This window comes from Nonomuraea sp. NPDC051941 (assembly GCF_044593615.1).
On record NZ_JBIUCF010000022.1, the window covers coordinates 73,466 to 88,154 of the forward strand.

Annotated in this window: 13 protein-coding genes; 6 read left to right on the forward strand and 7 right to left on the reverse strand. The window is 70.3% G+C overall.

Annotation, left to right across the window (positions count from 1 at the left end; translation table 11 throughout):
- Window positions 1–34 precede the first annotated feature (34 nt).
- Window positions 35–1,603, forward strand: a complete 1,569-nt coding sequence (locus tag ACIHFD_RS33155) for an MFS transporter (protein WP_397370239.1) — start codon at window positions 35–37, stop codon at window positions 1,601–1,603.
- 332 nt (window positions 1,604–1,935) lie between these two features.
- Here the strand turns inward: ACIHFD_RS33155 and ACIHFD_RS33160 are convergent, their stop codons facing one another.
- A complete protein-coding gene (locus ACIHFD_RS33160; protein WP_397370240.1) occupies window positions 1,936–2,178 on the reverse strand; it encodes a hypothetical protein in 243 nt (80 codons plus the stop codon).
- 127 nt (window positions 2,179–2,305) lie between these two features.
- Between ACIHFD_RS33160 and ACIHFD_RS33165 the strand changes: the two genes are divergently transcribed.
- From ACIHFD_RS33165 to ACIHFD_RS33180, 4 genes are all read left to right on the forward strand, one after another.
- Window positions 2,306–2,791, forward strand: a complete 486-nt coding sequence (locus ACIHFD_RS33165) for a carboxymuconolactone decarboxylase family protein (protein WP_397370241.1) — start codon at window positions 2,306–2,308, stop codon at window positions 2,789–2,791.
- Window positions 2,792–2,895: 104 nt separating this feature from the next.
- Window positions 2,896–3,837, forward strand: coding sequence for an RNA polymerase sigma-70 factor (locus ACIHFD_RS33170; RefSeq protein WP_397370242.1), 942 nt, complete (start codon window positions 2,896–2,898; stop codon window positions 3,835–3,837).
- Window positions 3,838–3,916: 79 nt separating this feature from the next.
- Window positions 3,917–5,113: an NAD(P)/FAD-dependent oxidoreductase gene (locus tag ACIHFD_RS33175; protein WP_397370243.1), complete on the forward strand. Its 1,197-nt coding sequence runs from the start codon at window positions 3,917–3,919 to the stop codon at window positions 5,111–5,113.
- Window positions 5,114–5,215: 102 nt separating this feature from the next.
- Window positions 5,216–6,190, forward strand: coding sequence for a redoxin family protein (locus ACIHFD_RS33180; RefSeq protein WP_397370244.1), 975 nt, complete (start codon window positions 5,216–5,218; stop codon window positions 6,188–6,190).
- Here ACIHFD_RS33180 and ACIHFD_RS33185 read toward each other — a convergent pair.
- The 5 genes from ACIHFD_RS33185 to ACIHFD_RS33205 are packed head-to-tail and all read right to left on the reverse strand — an operon-like array spanning window position 6,171 to window position 12,573.
- Window positions 6,171–7,961, reverse strand: coding sequence for an FtsX-like permease family protein (locus ACIHFD_RS33185; RefSeq protein WP_397370245.1), 1,791 nt, complete (start codon window positions 7,959–7,961; stop codon window positions 6,171–6,173). The two genes, ACIHFD_RS33180 and ACIHFD_RS33185, sit on opposite strands and share 20 nt — an antisense overlap.
- A 5-nt stretch (window positions 7,962–7,966) precedes the next feature.
- Window positions 7,967–8,713, reverse strand: a complete 747-nt coding sequence (locus ACIHFD_RS33190) for an ABC transporter ATP-binding protein (protein WP_397370246.1) — start codon at window positions 8,711–8,713, stop codon at window positions 7,967–7,969.
- Window positions 8,710–9,243, reverse strand: a complete 534-nt coding sequence (locus ACIHFD_RS33195; protein WP_397370247.1) for a PadR family transcriptional regulator — start codon at window positions 9,241–9,243, stop codon at window positions 8,710–8,712. The genes ACIHFD_RS33190 and ACIHFD_RS33195 overlap by 4 nt, the downstream gene beginning before the upstream one ends.
- Window positions 9,244–9,254: 11 nt before the next feature.
- Window positions 9,255–11,549 carry a transglycosylase domain-containing protein gene (locus ACIHFD_RS33200; protein WP_397370248.1) on the reverse strand — a complete coding sequence of 765 codons (2,295 nt, stop codon included), beginning with the start codon at window positions 11,547–11,549 and terminating at the stop codon, window positions 9,255–9,257.
- A gap of 58 nt (window positions 11,550–11,607) precedes the next feature.
- Window positions 11,608–12,573 (reverse strand): WD40 repeat domain-containing protein, encoded by a 966-nt coding sequence (locus tag ACIHFD_RS33205; RefSeq protein ID WP_397370249.1) that lies wholly within the window; start codon window positions 12,571–12,573, stop codon window positions 11,608–11,610.
- Between the two features lie 211 nt (window positions 12,574–12,784).
- On the opposite strand from ACIHFD_RS33205, the gene ACIHFD_RS33210 reads away from it, so the two are divergent.
- Window positions 12,785–13,261, forward strand: coding sequence for a MerR family transcriptional regulator (locus ACIHFD_RS33210; RefSeq protein WP_397370250.1), 477 nt, complete (start codon window positions 12,785–12,787; stop codon window positions 13,259–13,261).
- On the opposite strand, the gene ACIHFD_RS33215 is transcribed toward ACIHFD_RS33210, so the two are convergent.
- Complete coding sequence (locus ACIHFD_RS33215) at window positions 13,195–14,661, reverse strand: MFS transporter (RefSeq protein ID WP_397370251.1); 1,467 nt, start codon at window positions 14,659–14,661, stop codon at window positions 13,195–13,197. The two genes, ACIHFD_RS33210 and ACIHFD_RS33215, sit on opposite strands and share 67 nt — an antisense overlap.
- Window positions 14,662–14,689: the final 28 nt, after the last annotated feature.

The window sequence follows — 14,689 nt, forward strand, 5'->3', positions numbered from 1 at the left end:
GCGCCGACTCCCCTGGCCTTCTGAAAGGAATTGCATGAGTACGAACCCGGGAGCACCCGACCCGACCATCCACGACCCACGACAACGACGTACGATCCTGGCCGGGGTCTGCATCGCGCTCATGGCGGTCATCGCTTCGGTGTCCGGGCTGAACGTCGCCCAGTCGGAGCTCACCGTCGCGTTCGACGCCTCCCAGACCGAGGTCTTGTGGTTCATCAACATCTACACCCTCAGCCTGGCCGCGTTGCTCCTGCCACTCGGCGCGATGGGCGACCGATGGGGCCGCAGGCCGGTGCTGCTCGCCGGCCTGGTCGTGTTCGGAGCAGCGAGTGCGGCGGCCGGCCTGGCCACGTCGTCCGGGATCATGCTCGCCGCGCGATTCCTGAGCGGCGTGGGCGCAGCGATGATCATGCCGGCCACCCTCGCCGTCATCACCTCGACCTTTCCGGATGAGGAACGTTCCAAGGCGATCGGCGTGTGGACCGGCGTCGCCGGCGGTGGAGGCATCTTGGGGATGTACCTGTCGGCGGTCCTGGTCGACCTGGCGAGCTGGCGGTGGCTGTTCGTCCTGCCGGTCGTGCTCGTCGTCGTCGCCATCGTCATGGCGCTGCGATCCGTCCCGAACTCGCGCGAGGCGTCAGGGCACGGGTTCGACGCCATCGGCTCGGTGTCGTCCGCGGTCGCGGTGGTCGGGCTCGTCTTCTTCCTCCACGAGGGCCCCGAACGAGGCTGGACCGCGCCCGCGACGCTGCTGGGCCTTATCGTCGGCCTCGTCGCCGCTGTCGGATTCGTGGCATGGGAGCTGCGCCGGCAAGCACCGCTTCTCGACGTCCGCCTGTTCCGCGAACGTGGTCTCGCGAGCGGTTCCGTGTCGCTCTTGACGGTCTTCGGCGTGCAGGCGGGGATCTTCGTGGTCCTCTTCCCGTACTTCCAGGCGGTGCTCGGCTGGTCCGGCCTTCGTTCCACCCTGGCGCTCATGCCGATGGCGCTGCTGATGATGTTCGCCTCCGGCCTCGCCCCGCAGGTGGCCGCGCGCATCGGCAGCCGTTCGACGATGGCCTCAGGGATCTTCCTCGGCGGCGCGGGGCTGGTCCTCATGGCCACCTTCGTCTCCGTCGACGGCGGCTACCTGTCGATCCTCCCCGGCATGCTCGCCATGGGACTCGGCATGGGTTTGACGATGACGCCCTCCACCGAGGCCATCACCACCGCCTTGCCGCGTGAGCGCCAAGGTGTCGCGTCCGCGCTCAACGACGTCACCAGGGAGTTCGGGACGGCGCTCGGTGTCGCGCTGCTGGGAGCGGTCCTGACCGCCGGGTACCGCGGCGCCATCGAATCCCGGCTCGGCGGAGTGCCGGACGCCGCCGCCGACACCGCCCGCGAGGGCATCGCTAACGCCCTCGCGGCCCCCGACGGGACGCAGGCGCTGATCCGGGCCGCCCAAGAGTCCTTCGTCGCCGGGTGGCAGCAGGCCATGTGGGCGGGCGCAGTGGTCATGGCGGTCCTGTTCGGGTACGTTCTCGCGCGAGGTCCGCGGCCACGGCCCCGGGGTTCCGACAGCGACAGCCGTGAATCCAACGATGTAGCCGCCGACCTGCGCTGACTCACCCAGGCGACGGTTCTCAGGATGTCCTCCCGGTGTGCTCGCTGCCGTCCTACGTTTGGGCGACCGCCACCACCTGCGACAGTGTGACGAAGACGCCGTGGTCGGCCTGGGACGGGCAAGCACTGCCCGTCCCAGGCTCGTGGATCACGACAAGGGCTTGAGCTTTTCGGGCGAGACCTGCGGCTGAATCACGCCGTCTTGAATCGACCGCGCCTGCCGGACGACCCACTCCCGCGGTCTCCACTCACGCACCTGACCGCTAGACCTGCCTGGTGGCCGGCAGGTTCGATCCGATCGACGGCTTCCGTGTCCGACGCGAATCACCAGGGCTACTGGGACAAGACCATGTACTGGTCGTGGCGGCCCGTCCCGTTCAGGACGAAGAAGGACTCGGAGAAGGTCCGGTGAAAGTGAGGTCCTCCCCCGGACGGCTCGGCGCCCATCTCCCACCGGTAGAGCCCGTACTGGCCGCCGGTACTCGCGCCGGTGGCCAGGTAGTGCACCCTCGTACGCCCGCCGATCAACAGGTCCGGCGCGGTGTCCTGACGCCGGTTCCGGGCGCTTTGTGACACCCGGGCCCGGTGGCGCACGTCACATCGTCGAGTTGTCACAGGGAACGGGTGGCCGGCATCTCCATGCCGTCAGGACGCCGCGCGAACGATCCGCGCGGCGTGCAACTCCACAAGTGAGGACGAAGCCATGGAACCCCGTATGAACCTGAACGCCAACGAGTTCGGCGCCAAGCTCGGCAAGCGGTTCTACAACGTCAGCCTGGCGATCGAGCAGTCGACGCTGCCCAAGCCCACCCAGGACCTGGTGATGCTGCGTGCCAGCCAGATCAACGGCTGCGGCTTCTGCGTCGACTACCACTCCAAGGATGCCGCGGCCGCCGGGGAAAGCGCGGTGCGGCTCAGCCTGGTCGCCGCCTGGCGCGAGTCCACCGTCTTCTCCGAGGCCGAGCGGGCCGCGCTGGCGCTCGCCGAGGAGGGCACCCGGCTCGCCGACGCCTACCAGGGGGTGTCCGACGAGACCTGGGCGCAGGTGCGCAAGCACTACGACGACGACCAGATCACCGCGCTGGTCTACCTGGTCGCCATGATCAACGCGGCCAACCGGCTCGGCGTGATCGTGCGCACCCAGGGAGGCTCCTACGAGCCCGGCATGTTCGCGAGCATGTCGAGCTGATCGACGGGCGAACCCCGGTCCAGGATCGTTCGATCCGGGCCGGGGCCCGCCCATGGCCGGGTGCGGCGGCGGCCGGTTCGCGCCGCGCGGGCTAGGATCGCGCCATGCCTTTGACTGTGGACGACGTCGACCGGTTCGAGGCGTCCAGGCCGCGCCTGGAGGCCATCGCCTACCGCCTCCTCGGCTCCGCCTCGGAGGCCGAGGACGCCGTGCAGGAGACGTTCCTGCGCTGGCAGGCCGCCGACGTCGACCGCATCGAGGTCCACGAGGCCTGGCTGACGAAGGTCCTCACCAACCTGTGCCTCAACCAGCTCACCTCCGCGCGGGCGCGCCGCGAGACCTACGTGGGCCGATGGCTTCCCGAGCCGTTGCTCGCCGGGGACCCGATGCTCGGCCCGGCCGACACCGCCGAGCAGCGCGACTCGGTCTCGTACGCGGTCCTCACCCTCATGGAGCGCCTCTCCCCCAACGAGCGGGCGGTGTACGTGCTGCGGGAGGCCTTCGACTACCCGCACCGGGAGATCGCCGAGATCCTCGACCTCACCGAGGCCGCCAGCCAGCAGATCTTCCACCGCGCCAAGAAGCACGTCGCGGACGGCAAGGCCCGTACCGAGATCGACGCGGCCGCCGCCCGGCGGATCGTCGAGGAGTTCCTGGCGGCCGCCACCAGCGGCCGGACCGAGCCGCTTGTACGCCTGCTCACCGCGGACGCCATCTCGGTCGGCGACGGCGGCGGGAAGATCCCGGCCCGCACCAAGGCGTTCGAGGGCGCCGTCGCGGTCGCGAAGTTCCTGCGGGGCCTGTTCAAACCCACCGAGGCCAAGCGCACCATGGTCGGCGGGTCGCCCGAGATCTACGCCTGGATCGTCAACGGCGACCCCGCCGTGGTGGCCGTCGTGGACGGCCGGGTCGTGGGCATCATGTGCCTGGAGGTCACCGCCGAGGGCATCACCGCGTTCCACAACCAGGTCAACCCCGACAAGCTCGAACGCGCCACCGCGCAATGGGCGGCCGCCGACCACGGAGAGCCCCTGTTCGATATGTGAGGTGCTTCACATCCCGTTCCTGTCAGGAAACGGCGGGCTGCCCGGTTCAAGAGGCAACCGCACCAGACAGGAGCAGGAAATGCAGCACCGCATCGTCGTCCTCGGAGCCGGATACACCGGAGCCGTCGCCGCCGGCCGCCTCGCCAAGCGGCTCCACCGCGAGGACGTCGCCATCACCCTCGTCAACGCCGAGCCCGACTTCGTCGAACGCGTCCGCATGCACCAGGTGGCGACCGGCCAGGACCTGAAGCCCCGGCCGTTCAGCGAGATGTTCGCGGGCACCGGCGTCGAAGTCCGGCTCGCGCAGGTCACCGGCGTCGACGTCGACCGCAAGACCGTCGCCGTCATCGACGCGAACGGTGCCGGACAGCTCCCCTACGACACCCTCGTCTACGCCCTCGGCAGCCGCTGGAACGCCCAAGGCGTCCCCGGGACCGCCGAGCACGCCCATGAGATCGCCAGCCGCCCCGGAGCGCTCCGGCTGCGCGAGCGCCTGGCCCGCCTCGACGCCGGGCAGAGCGTGGTCGTCGTCGGCGGCGGTCTCACCGGCGTGGAGGCCGCGACCGAGATCGCCGAGGCCCGCCCTGACCTCGACGTCGCCCTCGCCGCCCGGGACGGCCTCGGCGACTGGCTCTCCCCCAAGGGCCGCGAGCACCTGCGCAAGGTCTTCGGCAAGCTCGGGATCACCGCGTACGAGCACGCCGCCGTCACCGGCGTCGAAGCCGATCGCGTCACCACCGCCGACGGCACGGCCATCCCGGCCGCGGTCACCGTGTGGACCGCCGGCTTCGCAGTCCACCCGATCGCGAAGGCGACCGCCCTGGAGGTCACCGGCAGCGGCCAGATCGTGGTCGACGGGACCATGCGCTCGGTCTCGCACCCGGACGTGTACGCCATCGGCGACGCGGCCATGGTGATGGGCCCCGGCGACAAGCCGCTGCGCATGTCGTGCGCCTCGGGTACTCCGACCGCGTGGCAGGCCGCCGACGCGATCGCGGCGCGCCTGACCGGCGGGAAGCTCCCGAACGTGTCGATCCGCTACTTCAACCAGTGCATCTCGCTGGGCCGCAAGGAGGGCTTGATCCAGTACGTCACCGCCGACGACCGCGCCGTGCAGGCGGTCCTGACCGGCCGGCTCGCCGCCGTCTACAAGGAACTGATCTGCAAGAGCGCCGCCTGGGGCGTCGCCAACCCGACGCTCGGGCTGCCGACCCGGCGCCGCCGCGTCACCCGGGAGCGCGCCGCGGCGGGCTCGGCCGTCAAGGCGTCGGCATAGAGCGCGAGGGGCGGCGGGCGCCCGCGCGGCCCCAGAGACGTCCTCGGCCCGGCTTGACCTTACCCTCGAGGGCAAGGTTTACCGTTCTTCGAGGTGAGAGGCATGCGGATCAGCGAGCTGGCCCGTCAAGCGGGCGTGACGACAAAAGCGGTGCGTTACTACGAATCGCTGGGACTCCTCACGCCCGAGCGGCTGGCCAACGGCTACCGGGACTACGACGAGCACGACGTACGACTCACGCGGGAGATCAGGGCGCTCGGCAACCTCGGGATCCCCGTCGAGCGCACCCGGCCGTTCCTGGACTGCCTCACGGCCGGCCACCGGCACGCCGACGACTGCCCGGCCTCGCTGGCAGGGTACCGGGACGCGATCGCCGAGCTCACGCAGCGGATCGAGGGGCTCGCCGCCCGCCGGGCGGTGCTGATCGGGCACCTGGAGGAGGCCGCCCACCGCAACAGCCGCGTCTCACCGGCCGCCGAAGGAGAGGACCCGATGACCGACTACGCGAGCCTGCCCGCTGACCTGCCCGTTCCCGAGGACGACGGCGCGGCCGCCCATCTGCCGGGCATGAAGGTGCCGCACCTGGAATTCCAGGGCACCGGCGGCGCGACGATCCGCCTTGACGCGCTCGGCGCGGGCCGGACGGTGCTCTACATCTACCCGCTCACCGGCCGCCCGGGCACCGACCTGCCCGACGGCTGGGACTCGATCCCCGGAGCGCGTGGCTGCACCCCCGAGGCCTGCGGCTTCCGCGACCACCATCAGGACCTGCTCGCCGCCGGCGCGGCCGGCGTGTTCGGCCTGTCGAGCCAGGACACCGACTATCAGCGCGAGGTCGTCGAGCGGCTCCACCTGCCGTTCCAGATGCTCTCCGACCCTGCGCGGAGCCTGGCCCAGTCGCTCGGTCTGCCCACGTTCGAGGCCGGCGGGCGGACGCTGTACAAGCGGCTGACCCTGATCATCCGCGACGGCGTGATCGAGCACGTCTTCTACCCGATCTTCCCGCCGGACGAGCACGCCGTCCAGGTCCTGACCTGGCTGCGCAACAACCCTCTGGTCAGGCCGTTTCGGCGCTGAGGGTCTGTGCCACGGGCCGACGGGCCGCCCAGCGTGCGGGTACGGCGGTGAGTGCCGCCGTTGCCAGGACGATCACGAGTGCGGCCGCCAGCATCCAGGAGACGGGCGGTGTGATCGTGTTCCCGACGCTGAAGAGCCCGAACAGGCCGATGCCCAGGGGGACGCCGGCGAGCGCGCCGAGCAGGGCGGGCAGGAGCTGGGCGGCGGACAGCCCAGCGGAGATCTGTCCCGGGGTGGCGCCGAGGGTGCGGGCGATGGCCATGTTCGCTCGGGCGTCCATCGCCGTGGTCCAGGTGAGCGTGATGGTGTTCACGACGGCGAGTGCGATCAGCAGGATGGCGACGGCGAGCATCAGCCGGCGGTCGTGCTCGCCCCGCAGGTTGGGCAGGGCGGAGGAGCCGTTGAGGCCGTAACCCCTCTCCGATTGGACGTAGAGGGTCAGCAGGGCGACGATCGCGATCATTGTGGTGGCGGTGGAGCACGCCTGCAGCACGGCGCGGCCCGGCCGGCGGGCGGTCAGCCGCAGCCCGAGCAGCAGCGGCGTGGGCAGCAGCGCGGACAGCGCGGTGAGCCAGGGCCGGTGACGGGGCTGGTGCGCGGTGGCGGACAGCGCAGTGACGGTCGCCGTACGCATGGCCCGCAGGGTGGGACGCAGCGTGGACAGCACTGCCACCGCCACGGCGAGGACGGTCGCCGTGGCGACGGTGGCGCCGCCGGGCCCGACCGCTTCGCCGATCCGGCTGGCGGTGGGGCTGGCGATGGCGGGCACGGTCAGGCGGGCGATCACCAGCCCCAGCACGTCGCCGACCAGCGCCAGCGCCAGGTACTCGGTGAACAGGACGGCGGCGATCAGCCCCGGGGTGGCGCCGACGGCCTTGAGCAGCCCGGCCCGGCGTGTCTGCTCGACGGCGCGTCCCGCGGCCAGTGCCGCCACTCCGGTGATGGCCAGGAAACTGAGCAGCCAGCTGCCGACGACCAGGATCGGCTGGCTGTTCCTGAGGATGACCATGTCCTGTTGCGCGGTGAACTGCCAGGAGTGGAAGTTCACCCTGAGGGTGGGCACGCTGCGGGCGTCGATGAAGGCCTCGGTGGCGGCGGGGTCGCGCAGCTTGAGGTCCATGGCCGTGGTCACCGGGAGGTCTTGGGACGACGCCAGTGTCCGGGCGTCCGATCGGGTCATCCAGGCCAGGCCGCTGTAGTCGCTGGGGCCGCCGCCCGGGCCGATCTGCGCCGCCCAGGGGTAGATGGAGGTTGCCGCGGTGACGGCGATCCCGACGACGGGGTACGACCGGCCGGCGATGGTGACGTGGTCGCCGACGCCGACGCCCAGCGCGGTGGCGAAGCCGCGTTCGAGGACCGTGCCGCCGGAGCGAACCCACTGCCCCGAGGTCACCAGGGGCCGGTTGACCGCGCCGAGCTTCTCGGCGAAGCCCTGCACCACCACTGGGGACGACGTGGAATCACGCGTGGTCAGGTTGGCGTAGACGATGCGATAAGGGCCATGGTGGGCGACCACTTCGGGAGCGTCCGTCAGCGAGACCAGGGTCGGGGTCACCGCGGGGCCCGTCTCGCCGGAGAGCACCACCACGTCCGGCCCGGCGGTGGCCGCGCGGGTCTGCACGTACAGCGCGTCGCTCACGCCGCGCAGGGACAGGCCCAGTGCCATCGTGGCGGTGGCCACGGTCACCGCGAGCAGGAGCATCACGGCCTGGACCTGGTGCCGCCGCACGTCAGCCAGCACCAGACGCACGATGAGCACGATGGAGCCCATGACGTTCAGCCCTCCAGCCCGATCAGGCCGCCGAGCCACCCGGTGCCGGTGCTCGTGCCGGCCATCCGGGTGTCGTCGACGAACATCCCGTCGCGCATCGAGATCAGCCGGTCCGCGGTGGCCGCGACCCGCTCGTCGTGCGTGACGATCACGAGGGTCTGCCCCGCCGAACGCAGGTCCTCGAAGATCCTCAGCACGTCGAGTGTCGCCGCGGTGTCGAGGTTGCCGGTCGGCTCGTCGGCCAGGACGACCAGCGGGTCGTTGGCCAGCGCGCGGGCGATGGCGATCCGCTGGCGTTGCCCGCCCGACAGCTGCGACGGCAGATGCCGGGCACGGTCGGTGAGCCCGACCCGTTCCAGCAGCAGGCCCGTGCGCCGCCTGGCCTCGCGCCGCGAGCGCCCGGCCAGCAGTACGGGCAGCTCCACGTTCTCGGCCGCCGACAGCTCCTCCACCAGATGGAAGGCCTGGAAGACGAACCCCACCGACCGGCGCCGCAGCCGCGCCAGAGCCCGCTCGCTGAGGGTGTCGATGCGCCGGCCGGCCAGCCACACCTCCCCGTCGCTGGGCCGCTCCAGGCCACCGAGCAGGTGGAGCAGGGTGGACTTCCCGCAGCCACTGGGGCCCATCACCGCCAGCATCTGCCCCTGGGGCACCTCCAGGTCGACGTCGTCGACCGCACGGACCCGGCCCTGCCCCTGACCGTGATGTTTCACCAGGCCGCGGCCACCGACCACGGGACTCGACTCGCTCATGCGTCCTCAACCTTGTCGTCGGTCCTGGACCAGGCTCGCTCGCAGGCCGCCAGCCAGCGCAGGTCCGCCTGCAGCCGCAGCATGATCCCTTCCAGCAGCAGGCCGGCGCCCGAGCCCGCCGGCTCGGCCAGCGCCGCGTGCTGCGTCTCGTTCAGGCGGCGCAGCAGCTCGCGGCGCTGCGCCGCGACCAGCTCGACCGGGTCGGCCAGCCGGGCCGCGGCGGCCGCGACGAGCTTGAGGTGAAACTCCGCCAGGTCCGGTTTCGGCCAGCCCACCTCGGCCAGCCACGCGGCCACCCGCTGCTGCCCGGCCGGCGTCAGCGCATAGACCTTGCGGTCCGGCCGCTCGGGAAGGCCGTCGGCCCGCTCGCAGACCACGAGCCCCGCTTTTTCCAGCCGGGCCAGCGTCACATAGATCTGACCGCGGTTCATCGACTCACCCAGCGGCCCGAGACTCTGCCGCAGCCGGGCGTGCAGGTGGTAGCCGTGCGACGCCTCCTTGGCGAGCATCGCCAGCACTGCGTCTTGCACTTCCCTCCCTCCTAAGGCTTCCTGAGCCGGAACCCGGTGGTGACGTCGTCCCCTTCGAGGGGATCGCCGTCCTCGAACGGGTCGTCGCCGACGTCGTCGCCAATGTCGTCGTCGGTGGACGGCTCCTCGGTCGGCTTGGGCGTCGGCTTCTGCACCAGGTCGTGCTGCCGGCCGCCGAAGGTCGGCGCCGGGAACTGCTCGACCGGCTTGCCGTCCATCGCGATCGTCATGAAGTCACGCCAGATCTTGGTGGGCGTCCCGGCGCCCTGGATGTTGCCCAGGGAGACCTCCTTGGGCAGGGGGTAGCCGTTGGCGTCCTTGATGACCTTCTTGGTCTTCGGGTCCGTCCGCGGGACCTCCTTGTACATCCCGACGGCCGCGGAGAGCTGCGGGGTGTACCCGACGAACCAGGCTTCCTTGTTCTCGTTGTTGGTGCCGGTCTTGCCGGCGATCGGACGCCCGCCGGGCAGTGAGGTGCCCCTGGCGGTGCCGTTCTTGACCACCTGCTGCATCGCGTAGGTCGCGTCCGCGGCGCTGTCCGGGCTGATGACCGTTTTGGGCACGCCGGCCTCCTCCATGACGGTCATCCCCTTGAACGTCTTGACCGAGACCACCACGTGCGCGTCGTGGTGGACACCGCCGTTGGCGAAGATGCCGTACCCGTCGGCCTGCTCGACCGGGGTGACCAGGCCGGCGCCGATGGACATGCCGAACGCGTGGTCCTTGACGGCCTGGTCCAGATTCTTCTTGTTGATCCCGGCGTCCCCGGCGATCCTTTCGACCTCTTTCAGGCCGACCTCCTGCGCCATCGTGGCGAACGCCGTGTTCACCGACTCGGCGGTGGCCCGGTCGATCTGCACGGCCGCGCCGAGGTTGTGCGAGTTGCCGATCGGCTTGGTGCCCGGCAGCGTGACCGGGCCGTTGCCGGACACGTAGCTCTTGAGGCTGTAGCCGTTCTCGAGCCAGGCGGCCAGCACGTACGGCTTGAACGCCGATGCGGCCTGCTTGTAGGCGTCGAAGGCGTTGTTGGTGAAGCTCTTCAGGTAGTCGCGGCCGCTGTAGAACGCGATCACCCGGCCGTTGCGCGGGTCCACGGCGGCCATGTTCGCGCGGATGTGCTTGTCGTTGACGGTGACGAGGTTGCTCTCCACCGCCTTCTTCGCGGCCTGCATGAGCTTCCTGTCGAACGTCGTCGTGACCCGGAAGCCGCCGCTGCGCAGGCTTTCCCTGGAGATCCCCCGCTGCTCCAGCTCACGCTGCGCGATGTCGACCATGTAGCCGTTGATGCCCTTGAGGGTCTCTTTCTTGTCCAGCTTGGCGAGCTTGGGGAACTTCGCCGTCTTGGGCAGCTGCCCGTACTTCGCCGGGTCGACGATCGCCATGCCGCCGATGACGTAGGCGAAACGCTCCCGGGTCGGCGCCCAGTTCTTCTTGGCCTCCGTCTTGTCGAAGACGACCGGGTTCTGGATCCGGCCCGCCAGGTAGGCCGCCTCGGCGGCGGTCAGCTTGTCGACGTCCTTGTCGAAGAACGCCTGGGCGGCGGCCTGGATGCCGTCCGCGCCGCGGCCGAAATAGATGGTGTTGAGGTAGTTGGCGAGGATCTCGTCCTTCGACATCTCCTTGCTGGCGCGGATCGAGACGAAGATCTCCTTGACCTTCCGCTGGATGGTCCGCTCCTGGCTGAGGCCGTCGTAGTAGGCCCGCGCCATCTCCTGCGTGATCGTCGAGCCGCCCTGGATCTGCTGGCCGGTCAGGGTGCTCCACGCCGCCCGCGTGATGCCGGACACCGAGATGCCCGGGTCGGTGCGGAACGTGCGGTTCTCGGCGGCGATGAAGGCGTCCTGGACATGCCGCGGGATCTTGGCGATCGGGACGATCTCGCGCTTGGTGCCGAGCCGGGCGATCTCGGTCTTGCCGTCCCGGTAGTAGATGACGCTGCCCTGCTCGGTTGCCTTCTGCTGGGTCGCCAGAGGCAGCGGGGTGTTGGCGTACGCCACCATGATCATGCCGAAAAGACCCACCGCCAGCACCGTGCAGGCGAGGACCACGACCTTCCAGCTGGGGATGAACCGCTTCCAGCCGGTCCGGCGCGGCCGGTCGCCGTCCTCGTCCGGCCGTCCCCCGGGACCTTCGCCGCCCGGTCCGCCTCGTCCCTGGCCGCCGGCTCTCCGTAACCCGTCACCACCTGGCACCGTCGTCTGGGGGGTGGCGCGGCGCCGCCGCCTGCGCGGGCTTTCCCCGGCGCCGCTGCGGTCGGCCTCGCGCCGAGTGTGTGAGCGGTACCCGTGCGACGGCTCCTCGGCCATTGCCAGCAATCCATCCCCCTAACGGTTAGCCAATAGATAGCGGTTACCCTAAGGGGTGTCAAAGCGCCGGGGGCGCGAGGTCGGACTCGTTCCAGATCCGCAGGACTCCGTCGCCCCCGGAGGTGACGAGTACGCACCGGCCGTCGACGATCGCCGGCTCCATCGTCGTGATGCCGTGCCCGTGCGCGTTGACGTGGCCGACCTCGGTCCCGTCGGTGGCGTCCCACAGGCGCAGCGAGTCCTGGGTCGGCGTCACCACCAGCGGCCGCCCGTCCACCGTCATCACCGCCACTGTCTCCAGAGCACCGCCCGAAGCGGGGACCGGTCCGTACAGCAGTTCGTCCGGTTCGGCGTCAAGGGCCCAGGCGTACAGTTCGCCCTTCTCGGTGACCGCGACGATCGCCGTGCGCTCTGCGAGAGCGCAGGCGGTCACGGCCCACACCCGCCCCTCGTACGGGTAGAAGGAGCCGAGCTCGGTGCGGCTCGCGGCGTCCCACACATGAGCTCCCGACCCGCCCGCCAGGATCAGACGGCGGCTGCCGACCTGTGCCGTCCCCAGGCAGGACAACTGGCCCACTTCGTCAAGCAGGGTGTCCGTGCCGTCCGGCGACCAGAGCCGTACCTCCTCGGAATACTGCTGCGCCGTGACGAACCGGCCGTCGAGCGCGATGACGTCGGCGAGGTAGGCGCCGTTGAGCGGCGTCCGCCACAGGAGCTCACCGCTGCCGAGATCCCACAGAGCCGGCTCCTGCTCGTCCCCGCCGGCCGCCAGGAGGAGCCTGCCGTCAACGGAGAGTGCGGCGACCATGTCGATGACGTTCGCGGCATCGGGGAACTGTGCCACGATCGGATCGCCCGCGTGCGCGTACGGCAGGGAATGTCCCGACCATTCGCCGGTCGACGGAGACCACGTCCACACCCCGCCCCACCTGTCCGCGCAGACGATCAGGGAGCTTCCCTCGTGGCGTACAACGGAGAGGTCGCGGATCGGGGAATCGGTGGGGATCGTTTCGCTCATGATCATCCGCAGAGTGTAGCCACCCGTTGCGGGCCACCATCGGGTACGGCCGGAATACGACGGAAACGCACCGCGGGCCTGACGACTGATCGGCAACTGGACGCTCGACCTGACCCCGCCGGATCAGAACCCCACGACCCGGCCTGACCGCAGGTGCAGAGACCGTGAGGCCAGGGCCACGTTGTCACCTCAAGCCGACTTGAAGTCCAATAGCATCATGGATGATGAGCTTCTTCCGATCGGCGAGGTAGCGGCGCTGTTCGGGATGGCAACCTCCGCCCTGCGCTATTGGGACGAATGTGGACTGCTGCCGGCGGCCGAACGCCGGTCAGGACGGCGTTATTACCAGGCCGAGGACCTGCACCGCATCGCTTTGATCCGGACGTGGCAGGAGACCGGGTTGATGAGCCTGGAAGAGATCGGCACGGTGCTGACCGCCGGCGGCGACGGGCAGGACTGGCGGACCATCGTACGGGGGCGGGTGCGGGCCATCGACGCCCAGGCCGAACGGCTGGGTACCGCCCGCGCCTACCTGGAACACCTGCTGGAATGCCCCAACCATGATCCGGCGGGCGGCTGCCCGTACCTGCGGGAGGCCACTCGCCGATGGACCGAGGCCGATCGCGGTCAGTCGAGCAGTGGTTCGGAGGCGGGCACCGACTCGGCGGGCAGTCGCTCGGGAGCCCGCCGCTGAACGGCCAGCAAGACGGCGGCCACGAGCGTCACGGTCCCGGCCACCAGCAGGCTGAGCCGCATCCCGTGCACTTGGTCGCCGCTCCCGGCGACGATCGTGCCGAGCACGGCGACGCCCAGGGCCGTACCGACCTGACGGGAGGTGTTGACGGTGGCAGCGGCGATGCCCGACCGTTCCCGCGGCACGATCTCCAGCACCGCGGCCGCCGCCGGCGTGATCGCCAGCCCCTGCCCGATCCCCGCGACCACGAACAGCGCCGCGACCACCGCATAGGAGGTGCCGGTATCGAAGACGGCCATCGCGCCCAGCGCCGCGCCCGTTAGCACGTATCCGGTGAGCATCGGCAGGCGGGGCCCATGCGCGGCGTTCAGGCGCCCGGCAGCCAGCGAGGCCGGCAGGACCGCGAGGGTCATCGGCAACAGCAACAGCCCGGTCTCCATCGCCGAGTGCCCGCGCAGCTGCTGCAGATACAGCGCCGACAGCAGGAAGAACGCGCCGTTGGCGGCGAATCCCAGTGCGATCGAGGCCAGGTTGGTGATGGTGAACCGGGCATCACCAAACAGCCCCATCGGCAGCAGCGGCCGGGCAACCCGGCGCTCGACCAGCGGCACCAATGCGGCGGCCAGCACAGCGGCAGCCAGTGAACCGATCGTGATCCATGATCCCCAGCCGTGAGTCCTGGCCTCGATGATCCCGTACGACAACGCGCCCAGCGCACCGATCACGAGCACCTGCCCTGCTGGATCCAGCGCCGCGTGCTGCGGATCAGCGCTTTCGGGAATCGCGCGCAGGCCGATCACGATGGCGACCAGCCCCACCGGGACGTTGACCAGGAAAATGCCGGGCCAGCCGAGCGTGTCCACCAGCAACCCGCCCAACAGGGGACCGGCGATGACGGCCAGAGCACCGGCCATGCCCCAGTACCCCATCACCCGAGCGCGGGCCCGCGGGTCAGGCACGGCCTGCCCGATCAACGACAGCGCACCGGGAACGATGACCGCCGCCGCGGCCCCCTGCAGGCACCTGCCGGCGACCAGGACCGCGAGTGTCGGCGCCAAGGCGCACAGCACCGAGGCCACCACGAAGACTCCCATACCGGAAAGGAACATCCGCTTACGGCCGTAGCGGTCTCCCAGCGATCCGCCCGACAGCATCAACGCCGCCAATGCCAGCACGAACCCATCCACCATCCACTGCAGCCCGGCCAGATCGGTGTGCAGATCGGCCTGAATACTCGGCGCCGCCACATTGACGATCGTCAGGTCCAGCAACGCCACGAACGTCCCCGAGAACGCCGAGACCAGCAGCAGCACATTGCCGGGCCGCCCGCTTCTCACATCCACTTGCGCAATCTCCTTCGATGAGCGCGCCATCACGACGAGCCAACCGTAGAAGTTCAAGCCGACTTGAGCTCAAGGCCTCACCACC

Coding starts and splice junctions, on each gene's coding strand:
- ACIHFD_RS33155 (WP_397370239.1), top strand. CDS start 35: ATGAGTACGAACCCGGGAGCACCCGACCCGACCATCCACGACCCACGA.
- ACIHFD_RS33165 (WP_397370241.1), top strand. CDS start 2,306: ATGGAACCCCGTATGAACCTGAACGCCAACGAGTTCGGCGCCAAGCTC.
- ACIHFD_RS33170 (WP_397370242.1), top strand. CDS start 2,896: ATGCCTTTGACTGTGGACGACGTCGACCGGTTCGAGGCGTCCAGGCCG.
- ACIHFD_RS33175 (WP_397370243.1), top strand. CDS start 3,917: ATGCAGCACCGCATCGTCGTCCTCGGAGCCGGATACACCGGAGCCGTC.
- ACIHFD_RS33180 (WP_397370244.1), top strand. CDS start 5,216: ATGCGGATCAGCGAGCTGGCCCGTCAAGCGGGCGTGACGACAAAAGCG.
- ACIHFD_RS33185 (WP_397370245.1), bottom strand. CDS start 7,961: ATGGGCTCCATCGTGCTCATCGTGCGTCTGGTGCTGGCTGACGTGCGG.
- ACIHFD_RS33190 (WP_397370246.1), bottom strand. CDS start 8,713: ATGAGCGAGTCGAGTCCCGTGGTCGGTGGCCGCGGCCTGGTGAAACAT.
- ACIHFD_RS33200 (WP_397370248.1), bottom strand. CDS start 11,549: ATGGCCGAGGAGCCGTCGCACGGGTACCGCTCACACACTCGGCGCGAG.
- ACIHFD_RS33205 (WP_397370249.1), bottom strand. CDS start 12,573: ATGATCATGAGCGAAACGATCCCCACCGATTCCCCGATCCGCGACCTC.
- ACIHFD_RS33210 (WP_397370250.1), top strand. CDS start 12,785: ATGGATGATGAGCTTCTTCCGATCGGCGAGGTAGCGGCGCTGTTCGGG.